Annotated in this window: 9 protein-coding genes and 3 pseudogenes; 2 read left to right on the top strand and 10 right to left on the bottom strand. The window is 74.4% G+C overall.

Features of this window, described 5'->3' with window-relative positions:
- Nucleotides 1-1,867: hypothetical protein (locus tag FM076_RS24560; RefSeq protein WP_207730274.1), on the top strand; the 1,867-nt coding region annotated here is incomplete at its 5' end.
- Nucleotides 1,868-1,993: 126 nt separating this feature from the next.
- Here the strand turns inward: FM076_RS24560 and FM076_RS24555 are convergent.
- The 10 genes and pseudogenes from FM076_RS24555 to FM076_RS24510 form a co-directional block, all read right to left on the bottom strand.
- Nucleotides 1,994-4,132, bottom strand: coding sequence for a hypothetical protein (locus tag FM076_RS24555; RefSeq protein ID WP_173873093.1), 2,139 nt, complete (start codon nucleotides 4,130-4,132; stop codon nucleotides 1,994-1,996).
- A 101-nt stretch (nucleotides 4,133-4,233) separates the two neighbouring features.
- Nucleotides 4,234-6,195, bottom strand: a complete 1,962-nt coding sequence (locus FM076_RS24550) for an acyl-CoA dehydrogenase family protein (protein ID WP_173873092.1) — start codon at nucleotides 6,193-6,195, stop codon at nucleotides 4,234-4,236.
- Between the two features lie 125 nt (nucleotides 6,196-6,320).
- On the bottom strand, nucleotides 6,321-7,019 hold the full coding sequence (locus tag FM076_RS24545) for a response regulator (RefSeq protein WP_173873091.1): 699 nt from the start codon (nucleotides 7,017-7,019) through the stop codon (nucleotides 6,321-6,323).
- Between the two features lie 19 nt (nucleotides 7,020-7,038).
- Nucleotides 7,039-8,367, bottom strand: coding sequence for a sensor histidine kinase (locus tag FM076_RS24540; RefSeq protein ID WP_243274626.1), 1,329 nt, complete (start codon nucleotides 8,365-8,367; stop codon nucleotides 7,039-7,041).
- Nucleotides 8,368-8,615: 248 nt separating this feature from the next.
- Nucleotides 8,616-8,762 (bottom strand): hypothetical protein, encoded by a 147-nt coding sequence (locus tag FM076_RS24535; protein WP_173873089.1) that lies wholly within the window; start codon nucleotides 8,760-8,762, stop codon nucleotides 8,616-8,618.
- A gap of 128 nt (nucleotides 8,763-8,890) precedes the next feature.
- On the bottom strand, nucleotides 8,891-9,658 hold the full coding sequence (locus tag FM076_RS24530; RefSeq protein ID WP_173873088.1) for a metallophosphoesterase: 768 nt from the start codon (nucleotides 9,656-9,658) through the stop codon (nucleotides 8,891-8,893).
- 106 nt (nucleotides 9,659-9,764) lie between these two features.
- Nucleotides 9,765-10,637 (bottom strand): amidohydrolase family protein, encoded by an 873-nt coding sequence (locus tag FM076_RS24525; RefSeq protein ID WP_173874980.1) that lies wholly within the window; start codon nucleotides 10,635-10,637, stop codon nucleotides 9,765-9,767.
- Between the two features lie 407 nt (nucleotides 10,638-11,044).
- Nucleotides 11,045-11,632: pseudogene (locus tag FM076_RS24520) on the bottom strand (TetR/AcrR family transcriptional regulator); the annotation flags it as partial.
- Between the two features lie 267 nt (nucleotides 11,633-11,899).
- Nucleotides 11,900-13,354, bottom strand: a complete 1,455-nt coding sequence (locus tag FM076_RS24515; protein ID WP_173873086.1) for an aldehyde dehydrogenase family protein — start codon at nucleotides 13,352-13,354, stop codon at nucleotides 11,900-11,902.
- A 531-nt stretch (nucleotides 13,355-13,885) separates the two neighbouring features.
- Nucleotides 13,886-14,650: pseudogene (locus FM076_RS24510) on the bottom strand (PucR family transcriptional regulator); the annotation flags it as partial.
- Here FM076_RS24510 and FM076_RS24505 point away from each other — a divergent pair.
- A pseudogene (locus FM076_RS24505) lies at nucleotides 14,586-15,086 on the top strand (hypothetical protein); the annotation flags it as partial. The pseudogenes FM076_RS24510 and FM076_RS24505 overlap by 65 nt on opposite strands.

Genomic DNA, 15,086 nt, shown 5'->3' with positions numbered 1-15,086 from the left:
GGGAGCCGGGAGCCGGGAGCCGGGAGCCGGGAGCCGGGAGCCGGGAGCCGGGAGCCGGGAGCCGGGAGCCGGGGTGCGCGATGTGCTCTTCGTCGTGCGGACGGCCACGACACTGCACCGGCTGCTCGATGCCGCACCCGCGCTCGCCGGTGACCGGCGCATCCGGCCGTACGTCACGCTGGTCCCCGGTTCCGAGTTCAGCGCCGACGCGCTGGCGGCGCTGGAGGAACTGCGGGCCCTCCAGCTGCCCTGGGAGGAGGCCACCCGGCGCTCGTTCGCGCTCGTGCTGGCCGCCTCCGCGCGGGGTGCCCTCCACCTGCTGCGCGGACCGCTGACCCTGTTGCCGCACGGCGCGGGGTACGGCAAGCGCGTGCCCGCACCGGACGGGTCCACGGAGGCGGTGGAGGACGCGGCGAACGGCCTGCACCCCGGTCAGCTGCTGCGTCCCGACGGCACTCCGCTCGCACGGCTGCACGCCCTCGCACACCCCAGCCAGTACGACCGGCTGGTCGCCCACTCGCCCGCCGTCGCCGCCCCGGCCGCCGTCGTCGGCGATCCGACGCTGGACCGGCTGCTGGAGTCGCTGCCGCGCCGCCGGCGCTACCGGCGGGCGCTGGGCACCGGCCGGCGCGCGCTGGTGGTCACCGTCTCGACCTGGGGTGCGGAATCGCTGCTGGAGCGCCGCCCCGGACTGCCGCTGCGGCTGGCGACGGAGCTGCCCTACGACGCCTACCAGACGGCTCTGGTGCTGCACCCCAACGAACACGTCAGCAAGGGGCGCTTCGGGCTCAGCCAGGACCTCACGCCGGAGCGGAGGGCAGGTGTGCTGCTGCCGCGCCCCTACGAGGAGTGGGCGGCCGTACTGGTCGCGGCGGACTGCGTCATCTCCGACCACGGCTCGACGGCCCTCTACGCGGCGGCACTCGGTCTCCCCGTGCTGAACGCCTACGACGGCGGAAGGGAGTTGCTGCCCGGGACACCCGTGTCACGGCTGCTGGCCGCCGCGCCCCGGCTCGCCGAGCACCTGCCGTACGGGCCGCAGCTGAGGGCGGCCATGGACGGGCACCGTCCGGAGTCGGTCCGGGAGGCGGCCGGCGAGGCGTTCGCGCGGTGCGGCAACGCGCTGACGGAGCTGCGGGAGCGCCTCTATACGCTGCTGGGACTCTCCCCGCCGCCCGTACCCGCCGAACCTGACCCCCTGCCGGTCCCCCTGCAGGTGGCGAAGCGGTCCCCCGCGCCGACGGCCTTCGCCGTCGACAGCGAGGTGGCCGGGGAGACGGTGCGGGTGGCGCGCCGCCCGGCCTCGGGGCAGCCCGGCGACCACCTGGCGGCCGAGGAGGACTGGGCGGGGCTGCGTCACGTGCGCAGCGCGGGCCTGCTCTACCGGAGGACCGTCCGGGCCGACGCGGTCGCGGAGTGGAGCGCGGGGGTGCTCGCGGCGTATCCGGGCTGCCGCACGGCGGCAGCCGTGCTCGCACCGGACACCTGTGTGCTGCGGGTGCGCGGCAGGGCCGGACTGCTGACCGTACGGATCGAGCCGGACGGCGCACCGCCCGACCCGGTGGCCGTGCTGTGCGGAGTGCACGCGTGGCTGGCCAAGGAAGACCCCTCTGTGCACACCCATCCGGCCGAGGCTGCCCACCCGCGTCCGGCCCGACGGGACACAGCCGTGCCGTCCGGCCGGCGGGTGCGCTGCGAGGTGGGCGGGCTGCGGGCAGTGGCTGTGCTGTCCCCTGCGGAGGGGGACGCCGTGGCGGGGGACGCCGTGGCGGGGGACGCGGCGAGGGGCGGTGCCGCTGAGTCCGGTGGGGCCTTGGAGGACTCCGGTGTCTCGGATGACGCCGCCGGCTCCGCGGCTTCCCCCTGAGCCCCCTTTTCTTCCGCTCTCTTCCGCCTGAGCCCCTCCCTCGTCCTCGCCGTCCCACCCGTTCGTCCGCCCAGCCGTTCGTCCGCCGGGGCGCTCGGCCGCCCGTCCGCTCCGCCTGGCGTGCGCTCAGCCCTCCGCCCCCACGGCGCCCGCGCGGGCCTCGATGGCGCGGGCCTGGGCGCGGCGGGTGTGCGCGGCCTCCCGGTCTCCCGTCTGTTCGGCCAGGTCCGCCAGCGCGTGCAGTGCCTCCGCCTCGTCGCGGTCGGCGCCGCGCTCGCGGGCGCTCTCCAGTGCCCGCTCGTACAGCGCGTGGACCCGCCCGCTGCCGCCCTCGTCTGTCCGGCGCAGGGCGCGGGCGAGTTCGTAGGCGGTGCGGCCCAGCATCCGGGTGCGGCCCTGGAGTCCGGCCATGTCGTGGGCCCGGGCCAGCAGTTCGGCGGCGCGGCGCGGCTCGCCCTGGTCGAGGAGCGTCTTGCCGAGGAGATAGGTCTGCAGGAGGACCCCGTAGGCGTTGCCGATCTCCTCGTGGATGCGGCGGGAGGCCGCGAACTGTTCAACGGCGCCCGCCCAGTCGCCCTCTTCCCGCCGCAGGAGGCCGCGGAACTCCAGGGTGGAGGCGCGGAGTCTGGGCTCTCCCTCCAGTGCCGCGGCGCTCCGCACGGCCTGGTCGACCTCGTTCCGGGCGGCCGCCAGGTCCCCTGTCTCCCACAGCGCGCGGGCCAGCTGGCAGCGCAGCCTCGCCTGGGCCGCCAGGTGTTCGGCGCGCTGGGCGGAGGCCAGTCCCGCGCGGAAGGCGTCGATGGCGTCGGCGTAGTGGCGGTGGTCCATGAAGTGCGTCCACAGGGGCTCGCACAGGCTCCAGGCGTCCGTGTCGCCCTCGGGACCGCCCGCCTGGTGGGCCAGGTGCACGCAGGAGTGGAGCGCGGCCCGTTCCGCCGTCATCCAGTGGGCCGCCTCCGTCTTGCTGCGGAAGGGCACATCGGGCGCGTACGGCAGGGGCGGCACGGGAAGGGCGAACCGCATGCGGCTGCCCGCGACCAGTTCGTCGGCGCGCTCGGCCTGCCGCCGGTACCAGCGCACCACCCGGGCCCGGGCGGCGGCCTCCTCCGGCTCCCCGTCCTGGCGCGCCCGGCGCTGTGCGTGGGCGCGGAGCAGGTCGTGCATGCGCAGCCGCTCCTGTGCCGCGCCGGTTGCGCCGTCCGGATCCGGTTCCGCGTCCCGGTCCCAGACCGTGACCAGGCTCGCCCCCTCCAGCTCGGTCAGCGCGTCGTAGGCGGCGTCCGGGTCCTCGGCGCCCAGCAGCGCCGCGGCGGAAGCGTCGGTGAAGGACGGTCCCGGGTGCGAGGCGAGCAGCCGGTAGAGACGGGCCGCGGGGGCGCTCAGCTCGCGGTAGGCGGCGTCCCAGACGGCTTCCACCACGGGCAGGCCCTCCTCGTCGAGTTCGGTGCGCAGGGCGGCGATCAGCCGCTCGGCCGGCCTGCGGCGGTGCGTGCGCAGATAGCGGCCGGCCACGTGCAGGGCGGCGGGCAGTCCGCCGCACATCCGGGCGATCTCGGCGACGGTGTCCTGTCCGCTCGCCAGAGGGGTGTCGTCCAGGAGCGAGCGGAGCAGCCCCTCGGCCGCCTCGCCCGGCAGGGGTCCCAGTGGGACCTCCAGCGCGCCCGGCAGGTCCGCCAGGCGTCTGCGGCTGATGACGATGGCGACGCTGTCGGTACTCACCGGCAGCAGCGGCTCCACCTCGCTGCCGTAGGCGGCGTTGTCGAGAACCACCACGAGCCGCCGCCCCGCCGTGCGCTCCGCGTACTGACCGCGACGCCCGGCCGGGTCCTTGGCCCGCCACGGTTCGTGGACGCCCAGGTCGCCGAGCAGGACGGCCAGCACGTCCGAGGGATCGACCGCACCGTCCTTGCGGTGGTCGTCCAGGTCCACGTACAGGGCGTGGCAGCCGCGTTCGCGGTGTGCCTCGTGGGCGAGGCGCAGCCCCAGCGCGCTCTTGCCGACGCCTCCCATGCCGCTCACGGCCACGACCAGGGGGCGTACGACACCGCTGCGCTCACGCCACCGCCCCAGCGCCCGCTCCACGCTCTCCCGTTCGGTTTCCCGGTCCTCGAAGAAGGGCGCCTCGACGGGCAGCCGGACCACCGGCGCGGCGGACTCAGCGGGTGCGGCGTGCACATGGTGGTGCACCGCCCCGATGCTGGCCGCCTGCACGATGGCACCAGCACTGACCTGCCCGTCCACGGTGTTGCGCGTCTCCTCGCTCACGCGTCAACTCTAGGGCGGGCCAGGGGTGGTGGACAGCCCGCGCCAGGCGGCCGGAGACACCGCACGCCCGCACGCCCGGGCGTGCGGGAGGAGGCGCCCGCTCAGCGGACGCGACGGTGGACGTTCTCCTTCCGCGAGGGGCCCGGGGTGGCGTCGGCGATCCACGGGCCCTCTGTCGAGGGGTCGACGATGCCCTCCTCCAGCCAGGTGTAGGAGCCGTCGAGGACCTGGCGGACGACCCTGCGGTCGAGGTCGTCGGTGTTGGCCCACAACCGTGCGAACAGCTCCTCGACGCGCAGGCGCGCCTGGCGGCAGAAGGCGTCCGCGAGCTGGTGGGCGGCCTGCCCGTCGGTGCCGTCCCGTTTCATCTTCTCGGCGCGGACGCAGGCGGCGCTCATCGCGAACAGTTCCGCCCCGATGTCCACGATCCGCCCCAGGAACCCCTGCTTGGTCTCCATCCGGCCCTGCCAGCGCGACATGGCGTAGAACGTGGAGCGGGCCAGCTTGCGCGCCGTCCGTTCGACGTACCGCAGATGCGGGGCGAGCGTGCCGAACTCGGCGAAGGCGCCGGGGAGCCGGCCGGGGCCCGCGACGAGCCCGGGCAGCCAGGTGGCGTAGAAGGCGCCCGCGGAGAGCGCGGCCCTGCTCTTGTCGGCGAGTGTCTTGTCCGGGTCGATGAGGTCGCCCGCGACCGACAGGTGGGCGTCCACCGCCTCCCGTGCGATCAGCAGGTGCATGATCTCGGTGGAGCCCTCGAAGATCCGGTTGATCCGCAGGTCGCGCAGCAACTGCTCGGCGGGGACGCCCCGTTCACCGCGCGCCGCGAGGGACTCGGCGGTCTCGAAGCCGCGCCCGCCGCGGATCTGGACCAGTTCGTCGGCCATCTTCCAGGCCATCTCGCTGCCGTAGAGCTTGGCGAGCGCGGCTTCGATACGGATGTCGTTGCGCTCCTCGTCGGCCATCTGGGAGGCCAGGTCGAGCACCGCCTCCAGGGCGAACGTCGTGGCGGCGATGAAGGAGATCTTGCTGCCGACGGCCTCGTGCTCGGCGACCGGCCTGCCCCACTGGACGCGCGCCCGCGCCCACTCGCGGGCGATCTTCAGGCACCACTTGCCCGCCCCCGCGCAGGTGGCCGGCAGCGACAGCCGGCCGGTGTTGAGGGTGGTCAGGGCGATCTTGAGGCCGGCGCCCTCCGGGCCGATGCGGTGGGCGGCCGGCACCCGCACCCGGTGGAAGCGGGTCACACCGTTCTCGATGCCCCGCAGGCCCATGAAGGCGTTGCGGTTCTCCACGGTGATGCCCTCGGAGTCGCCCTCCACGACGAACGCCGTGATACCGCCCTTGTGTCCCTGTGCGGCGCGCGGATCACCCTCGGCGGGAGGGGGGACGCGTGCCATGACGACCAGCAGGTCGGCGACCACGCCGTTGGTGGTCCACAGCTTCACGCCGTCGAGCACGTAGTCTCCCCCACTCTCGGCTCCGCTCGAGCGGGAGGTGCCCCCATCGTCGGGCACGGCGGTGGTGGCCAGCCGCGCCGGGTCGGAGCCCACGTCGGGCTCGGTCAGCAGGAAGGCGGAGATGTCGCCGCGGGCGCACCGGGGCAGGAAGGCGTCCTTCTGCTCCTGGCTGCCGAAGAGCTTCACCGGCTGCGGAACACCGATCGACTGGTGCGCGGACAGCAGGGCGCCGACAGCGGGGCTGGCGGAGCTGACCAGGGCGAGCGCCTTGTTGTAGTAGACCTGGGTGAGGCCGAGGCCGCCGTACTCGGTGCCGATCTTCATGCCGAGCGCGCCGAGCCGCTTCAGTCCCGTGATCACCTCGTCCGGGATGCGGGACTCGCGCTCGATCCGCGCACCGTCGACCTCCGCCTCCAGGAACGCGCGGAGCCGGTCGAGGAACTCCTCGCCGCGCGCGATGTCCTCCGCCGCGGGCTGCGGGTGCGGATGGATCAGGTCGAGGCGGAAGCGGCCGAGGAACAGCTCCTTGGCGAAGCTCGGCTTGCGCCAGTCCTTCTCTCGGGCCGCCTCGGCGACTTCGCGGGCCTCACGCTCGGAGACGGTCATCTCGCTCACCTCGGGAGGAGTGGTGACGTTGACTACCGACGGGTGCTACTCGGTCGTATGTACCCGATTCCTCCGGCCCGTACCAGAGACCGCGTAACCAGACACCGCAGACCCGGCATTCGCCCCTAGCCCCCCGCGCCGCCCCCGCCCTGGGCGTGGCCGCCGCCCGGGGTGACCAGCCCGGTTTCGTACGCCAGGACCACCGCCTGGGCCCTGCTGCCCAGGCCGAGCTTGGCCATCGTGCGGTTGAGGTGGGTCTTGACGGTGGACTCGCTGATGACCAGGGCCTCGGCTATCTCCGGGTTGGACAGGCCGCCCGCCACCAGGCGGAGCACGTCCAGCTCCCGGCCGGTGAGGACGTCCAGCTTCCCGGGCGGCGGGCCGGCGGGGTCCACCCGGGGTGCGTACGCCTCGATGAGGCGGCGGGTGACGCTCGGTGAGAAGAGCGTGTCGCCCTCCGCGACGGCGGCGACGGCCGCCAGCAGCCGCTGGGGACCGGTGTCCTTGAGCAGGAAGCCGCAGGCGCCGGCACGCAGCGCGGCGTAGACGTACTCGTCCAGGTCGAAGGTGGTCAGCACCAGGATGCGCGGGCGCGGCTCCGGGCTCGCCTCGAGGATGCGTTCGGTCGCGGTGATGCCGCTGGTGCCGGGCATCCGGATGTCCATGAGGATGACGTCGGGCCGGTGCTCGGCCGCCAGCCGCTGGGCCTCGTCACCGTCGGACGCCTCGCCGACGACCTCCATGCCCGGTGCCGCCCGCAGCAGCGCCGCGACGCCCGCCCTGATGAGCACCTGGTCGTCGACGACGAGCACCCTGGTCGTCACCGTGTTCCCCCCTGCGCTGTCAGGCGGGGAGGATCAGCCGTACCTCGAATCCGCCGCTCGCCCGTGGCCCGGCCTCCAGCCGTCCCCCGTAGATCCTGGCGCGCTCGCGCATCCCAATCAAGCCGTGCCCGCCCGGAGGAGGCGGGGGTGGAATGGGCGGGCGGGGTGCGCGGAACGCGCGGGAACGCCGGTCGGCGCCTCCCGTGCCGCCGTCGCGGCCGGAGCCGGACACCGGTGCCGCGCCCGCCGGCCCGGCACCGGCCCGGCCGCCTCCGTCGTCGGTGACCGTGACGGTCAGCCGGCGGGGCTCGTAGGCCACGGTCACGGCCGCGCTGGCGGGGTAGGCGTGCTTGAGGATGTTGGTGAGCGCCTCCTGGACGACGCGGTAGGCGCACTGGCCGAGGCCCGGGGCCAGGTCGCGGCGCTCGCCGGTCACCGTGACGTCGACGGGCACGCCCGCTCCCCGTACGCGTTCGGCCAGTTCGGGGAGCTGGTCGAGGCCCGGTGCGGGGCCGAAACCGGACTCCCCCTCCCCCCGCTGGACTAGCCGCTGACCGCCGTCGCCCGGACGGTCGCCGCCCTCCACGCGCAGCACGGCCAGCAGCCGGCGCAGCTCGGCCAGCGCCTCCCCGGAGGTGTCGGAGATGGTGCCGAGCGCGCTGCGGGCGGTTGGCGGGTCGGAGTCGAAGACGTAGCCCGCCAGGCCCGCCTGGACGGATATCACCGACATGTGGTGGGCCACCACGTCGTGCAGTTCGCGGGCTATCCGCACCCGCTCTTCCGCGACGGCGCGCCGCTCGGCCCCGGCCCGCTCGCGGCGCAACTGCTCGGTGAGCCCGGCCAGTTCGACGTTGCGCTGTGCCGCCTTGCGCGCGAGGTGGCCGAATCCGCAGATGACGCTGGTGTACAGGAGGCTCTGTCCGAGCACGGTGGCCCAGGAGCTCTCGGTCCCCGTCGTCCCCGCGAAGTGCCACACCCCGGCGAGCAGCAGCGCGCACACCGCCGCCTCGCGCAGGGGGCGCAGGGAGGCGACGGTGTAGAGCGCGAGCAGCGGCCCGAGGGTGTTGACCACGGGCCAGTAGTCGAGGGCGACGTACACCGTCCACACCGCCAGGACGGCCACGCACAGCACGACCGGATGCCGCCGCCTGACGACGAGCGGCAGGTTCACCGCGCACGTCAGCAGCACGCCCGGGCCGTCCAGTCCCGACCAGCCCTGCGGGGTGCGGTCGTTGCCCAGCAGCAGGCTGACAGCCGTGATGGCGAGCGCGATGGCGCTGTCGTACGCCCAGGCCGGTACGCGCTCGGCGGCACCGCGCAGTCGGGTCCGGGCCGTCGTGCTCCGCATCGTCGCAGCGTAGCCAGCACGCGACGCGGCCAACATCCACCGGGCGCGCGGTGTGGCGGACGCTCCGTCTACCGCGCTGGTACGACATCGGCACCCGTCTACCGCAGAAGGACACGTTCCCCTTACTCCCGTGCGGTGACGACCCGGCACCCCGCGCCCCCGTACTGTCCCGGGTCAGGAAGAGCGCCACGCCCCGGGGGACGGGGGCAGGCCGGGGGCCCGGGGGAGGGCCGCGACCGGGAGCGGCCTCAGGGCGTGGCGCTGTTCGGCGGTCCGACGTGACCGGTCAGCGTCAGCAGGAGGAAGACCACCAACAGCAGCAGGGCGAGCGAGGCGACGGCCACCGTCAGGGTGCTGCCGGCCCGCCGCCGCTGCCACTGCTCGCGCAACCGCATCCGATACCCCCTCCCCTGCCGGGTACCGCGCCGCACGGAGCGCACTCGTCGTACACGAGTACCCCAAAACTGCGTTCCCTCAAGCACTGTAGTGCCCGGCTGCAAGGGGAGCACCCGGTCCCGGCCCCTTACGGAACGACGCGGAAGTGGGTTGTCAGCCGGCCCTCGTCGTCGTACACGTGGAAGGCGAGCAGCGGCGGCAGTTCGTAGTCGACCGGCCCGTCCTCCTCCCCCTCCCACGGCATCCGCAGCGTCGAGACGACACCGGGCGCGGCGACCAGCGGCACTCCCGCGAAGGTGGTGACCGCGGGGGTGTGGCTGTGCCCGCACAGCAGACCCGCCACTTGGCTGTGCCTGCCGACGACCTCGGCCAGGCGCTCCTCGCCGAACTGCCGGATCGGGTCCACGTACTGGCCGTGCAGCCGGGCGGGCGGGTGGTGGAAGCAGACGAACGCGGGCTTGTCGCCCGGTGCCCCGGCCAGCGCCTGGTCCAGCCAGCCGAGCGTGGCGTCGTCCAGGTAGCCGTGCCCCCTGCCGGGCACACTGGAGTCGCACATCAGGAACGTCGCGCCCAGCAACTGGTGCACCTGGTTGACGGGCGAGGCATCGGCCCCGTCACCGCCCAGCAGGATGGAACGGTAGGGACCGCGCGCGTCGTGGTTGCCGGGACAGATGAGGGGCAGCACACCGTGGTCGGCGAACAGCTTGGCCGCCAGCCGGTATTCGGCCTCCTCACCGTGGTCGGCGATGTCCCCGGTCAGCAGGACGGCGTCCAGCTCACCGGGGAGCCGCGCCAGGTAGCCGAGTACGCGCTCGGCGCGCTCCCGGGCCCGGGCACCGCCATCGCCCCTGTCCTGGCCGATGTGTATGTCGCTGATCTGCGCGAAGGTGAACACCTTGGGAACCTCGCTCCGTGTGTCGATGGAACCGGGTCGCTGAAAGCCGGGCGGGGTCCGTCCCGCCCACGGGTACGGTCGCGTGGGGCCGCCCGGGTCGCGTGACTCAGCCCTTCCAGGGGACGGCGAACGCGCGCGCGGGGTTGTCCACGAAGACCCGCCGGGCGAACTCCTCGCCCAACTCGCGGGCCACGCGCGGCCGCAGCACCCGCGTGACATACGGCACGCCCGTCTCCGCGCGTGCCGTCGCCGTGACGGTGTCGCCGCCCAGCAGGATCCGGTCGCCGAGACCGCGCTCCGCCAGGTCGGCCAGGCTGTCGAAGAGCCGCCAGTCCGTGGCGTGGTGGGCACGGGAAGGACCGTCGAAAACCAGCCAGGCCCCCGACTCCGCCACCTCCCGCTGCATCCGGAGATCGGGACAGCGCCCCAGGTGCCCGAGCAGCACCCGCGAGGGCGCCACCTCCCGCTCGCCGCACAGCAGCGCGAGCACCTCCGCCGCTCCGGTGCCGAGTTCCAGATGGACCGCGATGGGGGCGCCCGTCTCATGGTGCGCCTCGGCCGCCGCGGCCATCGTGCGCCGCGCGTGCGGGCCGAGCCCGTGGAAGTCCCCCGCCACCTTGACCAGCCCCGCGCGCGGGACCTGGTCGCAGGCACCGCCGCGCATCCGACGGGTCAGCTCCTCGACGAAGAGCGCCACCAGATCGGCGGGCGGCTTCTCGGCGCAGTGGACGGCCTGGTGCAGCCCGGTGGCGGCCACGATCCGCACACCCGTACGTCTGGCCAGCTCCGCGAGGGCGCCGGAGCGGCGCCCCATCCCGTACGGCGTCCACTGCACGAGGCTCTGCCCGCCGTGCCCGGCGAACCCGCGCAACTGCTCCTCGGCCGCCCCCACCTCGTCCAACTCCTGCCCGGGCAGCCTGGGGCTCCGCAGGAAGAGGTGGTCATGGCTGTCGCAGACACCCAGTTCCGTGCCGGGTATGTCTCCGAGGACGGTACGGACGGCGGGCGCGGGCGGCCCGGAGACGGAGTCGGTGGGAGGGGAAGCAGTGGGGGTGGAGCCGGAGTCGGCGCGGGGGAGGCCGGAGTCGGCGGAAGTGGAGTCGGCGGGGGCGGGGTGGGGCCCGGCTCCGGGCGTCGCCGTCGCCTCCTCCTCACGGTGCCCGCGCCGCCGGCCGTGCGGCCCGCTGGGACAGCCGGTCACAAGGCGGCGTCGGCGTGGTCGATACCCGGACCCGAGCCGGTACCCGAATCGGAAGCCGGATCGGCCCTGGAGCCCGGATCGGTGCCAGGGCCGGAGCCGGGGCCGGAGGGGGTGCCGGGGCCGGAGGGGGAGCGGGATGAGGAAGCGGAGCCGGGGTGGGGGCCGGAGGCGGCCGCGGTCCCGGCCGGGGCGGCGTGTGCGTCCAGCAAGCGCAGCAGGCCGTCCGCGGCCTGGTGGAACGGGCCCGGATCACCGGCCGAGCGGGCGAGCACGTAGCCGCCCTGGACGACGGCGACGATCGCGGCCGCGGTCCCCGCCGGATCGAACCCGGAGCCGAACTCCCCGTTCGCCCGCCCCTCTTCGAGTACCCCGGCCAGCCGTTCTTGGAGCCACGCGAACGTCTCCTCCAGCGGTGCGCGCAGCTCGGGGTCGGCGACCACCTCCGGGTCCTGGGCCAGCCCGCCGACGCGGCAGCCGCGCAGCACCTCGCGCTCTCGCCCCAGATAGGCGCGGACGCGCTCCACGGCGCTGCCCTCACGCCCCAGTTCGGCGTCCGCGAGCGCCCGCAACTGCTCCGCGTTCCTGCGCACCGCCGCCCGGGCCAGATCGGGCTTGCCCCCGAAATGGTGGTACATGCTGCCCTGTCCGGCACCGGCCCGCTGCTGGATGGCGCGCGGGCTCGTACCGACGTAGCCGCGCTCCCACAGGAGTTCCTGGGTGGCCGCGATAAGTCGCTGGGCCGTGTCCGCACCGTTCATGAAAGAACTGTACATACTAGTAGGTACGCAATTCCAGCCCGTGCCGGAGCCCGTGCGTGCCGAAGGAGGTCCGCACGGACAGTCGTCGCCCCCGCCCGGTCCCGGCGGGCCGGCCGGGAACACCGCCGAGAACACCGTTGCCGGGCACCCGCGAGCGGGCGCCCGGCAACAGGCATGTATACGCGACAGGCACGTATGCGCAACAGGGGCATATGCACGACAGGGGCATATGCGGTGCTCAGGCGGCTCCGCGACCGAGCACCCTCATCACCGAGCCCCTTCTCACAGGTCGAGGCCCGTGAGCACCATGACACGCTCGTAGGTGTAGTCCTCCATCGCGAACCGCACACCCTCGCGGCCCACACCCGACTGCTTGACGCCGCCGTACGGCATCTGGTCGGCACGGTAGGACGGCACGTCCCCGACGACGACACCGCCCACCTCCAGCGCCCGGTGCGCCCGGAAGGCGGCCTGCACGTCGTGCGTGAAGACGCCCGCCTGGAGACCGTACTTGGAGTCGTTGACGGCGGCGAAGGCCTCCTGCTCACCGTTCACCTTCACGAACGACATCACGGGGCCGAAGACCTCCTCGCAGCCGAGCTGGGTGTCGGCCGGGACGTTCTCCAGCACGGTCGGCTCGACGCTGGCCCCCTCCCGCTTGCCGCCGGTGAGGACCTTGGCACCACGGGAGACGGCTTCCGCGACCCACGACTCGACACGGCGGGCCGCGTCCTCGCTCACCAGCGGGCCGACATCCGTCGACTCGTCCGAGGGATCACCCGTGTTGAGCGCCTCCACGGCCGCCACCACCTTCGGCACCAGCCTGTCGTAGACCGACGCGTCGGCGATCACCCGCTGGACGGAGATGCAGGACTGGCCCGCCTGGTAGTTGGAGAAGGTCGCGATGCGCTGCGCGGCCCAGTCGAGATCCGCCTCGGAGGAGTAGTCGGCGAGCACGACGGCCGCGCCGTTGCCGCCCAGCTCCAGCGTGACCCGCTTGCGCGGCGCCGAGTCCAGGATCGAGAAGCCCACCGGCGCCGAACCGGTGAAGGAGATGATCGGCAGCCGCTCGTCCTGCACGAGGCCCGGCATCTGGTCGTTCGGCACCGGCAGCACCGACCAGGAACCGGCGGGCAGCTCCGTCTCGGCCAGCAGCTCCCCCAGCAGCAGCCCGGACAGCGGCGTGGCCGGCGCGGGCTTGAGGATGATCGGCGTACCGACGGCGATCGCGGGGGCGACCTTGTGGGCGCACAGGTTGAGCGGGAAGTTGAACGGCGCGATCCCCAGCACCGGACCGTACGGGAAGCGGCGGGTGAGGGCCAGCCGGCCCGTGCCGCCCGCGTCCGAGTCGAGGCGCTGGGCCTCGCCGCCGTTGAAACGGCGGGCCTCCTCGGTGGCCCAGCGGAAGACGGAGATGCAGCGGCCGACCTCGCCGCGCGCCCACTTCATGGGCTTGCCGTTCTCCGCGGAGATCAGCCCGGCGATCTCGTCCGCGCGCTCCTCCAGCCGGCGGGTGACGTGGTCGAGCGCGGCGGCCCGCACATGCGCCGGGGTGGCGGAGAACTCGCCGGCGACCGCGGCGGCGGCGGCCACGGCCTCCTCCACCTGCTCGGCCGTGGGAATGCTGACGGCACCGACGTGCCTGCCGTCCCAGGGCGAGGTGACATCGAGCGTGCTGTCGCCGGTGGCCTTGCGGCCGGCGAGCCAGAATGCGTGAGGAGAAGTCGCTGTCGTCACTGCGGATCGCCTTCCGGATGCGGGAGAGAAGCGGGGTTACAGCGTCCACCGTAGGGCGTGGAAGCCCGGCCGCTTCTTGTCCGGTACGGAGCACTTACCGGAAGGGGTGCTACGGATTGTCCCTGTCCGGGGAGCGCCTTGGGGAGCGTCGGCCGGAAGGTGGGGGGCGTCGGGTGGGGGTGTGGGCCTGGGGCTGTGGGCCTGGGGCTTGATGTGGACATGTGGGCATGGGGCCAGTAGGGCCTTTGGGATGGCCTACAGCGCCTTTGGGGTGGGTGGGAGTGCGGGGGGCGGCTGAAAGCGCGGGGGCCGCTGGAGGCTGTTGGGGGGGAGGAGGTGGGAGCTGCGCGGGGATGGGGTGCCAGGGAATGGGGCTGCCGGGGGGCGTGCCCGTGCCCGGGAGGGAGGGGAACTGGCGGTAGACCCAGGGGTCCAGAGCCGAGCGGAGTGCGCCGCGCCACGCGGGGCACTCCCCCTCACGGCCGTACGGCCACCACCGTGCGGCGCCCGTCCTCAAGCCGGGCGCCCGCCTCAGCTGGTGGCCTTGAGGGCGAGCCAGAGTTCCATGCGGACATCCGGGTCGTCGAGCGAGCGGCCGAGGATCTCCTCGACCCGGCGCATGCGGTACCGCAGAGTGTGCCGGTGCACGCCCAGTTCGGCGGCGGCCGCGTCCCACTGGCCGTGCCGGGAGAGCCAGGCCCGTAGCGAGGCGACCAGATCGCCCCGGCCGTTCGCGTCGTGCTCGCGGAGCGCGCGCAACAGCCCGTCCGCGAACGCGCGTACGGCGTCGTCGGCCAGCAGAGGCAGCACGGAGCCCGCCGCGACGTCCTCGTGCTCCACGAGCGGCACCCCGCGCCGCCTGGCGACGGACAGCGCCTGGTCCGCCTGTTTGAAGGCGACAGCCGCCGCCGGGAGCCCGGCGGGCGCGGAGACGCCGATCGCGAGGCCCTCCTCGCCGCCCCCGTGGGGACGGCGGCCCGGCTGCGCGGCGGCGGCCGTCGCGGCGAACTCGGCGCACGCCGCCACCGCCGCACCGCCGTCCGACGCGAGCACGACCAGCCGCGCCCCGTCCGGCACCACCAGCACCGCCTCACCGTTGCGCGCGGCGGCGGTCTCGATAGCGTCGGCGAACTCCTCGAGAGGCCAGACGATCCGGTGCAGCCTGCCTCCGTCCGCCTGCTCACCCTGCGGCCCGCTCCCCCCGGCCCCGGCACCGACGACCACACCGGACGTGGCTGCCGTCGCGGGCAGCGAAGCGGCGGCGCCGGGCTGGACACCGCCCGGCGTCGCGGGGGCGGGGACGGCGGAGGCAGCGGAGGCGGGAGAAACCGCCGGAGGTGCGGAACCGGTGGATGCGGCGGACGCGGCCGGCGCGGCGGAGGGGTCGCGGCCGTGGCCGGGCGGGGCCGGTGCCGGGGCCGGTGGTGCCGTCGGGATCCTCGACGTCACCGACGGCGTTCCGGACACCGTCGCCGATGCCGCGACGGGCGTCGCCGCCGAGGCGGACGCAGTCGTCGACGCGGACGCCGACGCTGCTGGCGCCGCCGCCGCGGATTCCGCGGTGGGGGTCCTGGCGGAGGACGGCGCTCCGCCCGGGGTCTCGCCGGCCGGTGCCCCGCCGCCCGCTGCCTTCCCCGGCCCGGCCTTCCCGGAAGAGAGATTCCCGGAAGAGGGATTCCCGGAAGAGGGATTCTCCGAGGACGGCTTCTCGGGGGACGGCTTCCCGGAGGAC

The sequence above is a fragment of the Streptomyces albus subsp. chlorinus genome (assembly GCF_013302895.1).
In the GTDB taxonomy this organism is placed as follows: domain Bacteria; phylum Actinomycetota; class Actinomycetes; order Streptomycetales; family Streptomycetaceae; genus Streptomyces; species Streptomyces chlorinus.
The sequence above is the reverse complement of the archived record's forward strand: the minus strand, read 5'-3'. Positions and strand labels throughout refer to the sequence as shown.

What these genes read in the sequence shown, in the direction of transcription:
- FM076_RS24550 (WP_173873092.1), bottom strand. Translation starts at nt 6,195, where the DNA reads ATGACCGTCTCCGAGCGTGAGGCCCGCGAAGTCGCCGAGGCGGCCCGA.
- FM076_RS24540 (WP_243274626.1), bottom strand. Translation starts at nt 8,367, where the DNA reads ATGCGGAGCACGACGGCCCGGACCCGACTGCGCGGTGCCGCCGAGCGC.
- FM076_RS24535 (WP_173873089.1), bottom strand. Translation starts at nt 8,762, where the DNA reads ATGCGGTTGCGCGAGCAGTGGCAGCGGCGGCGGGCCGGCAGCACCCTG.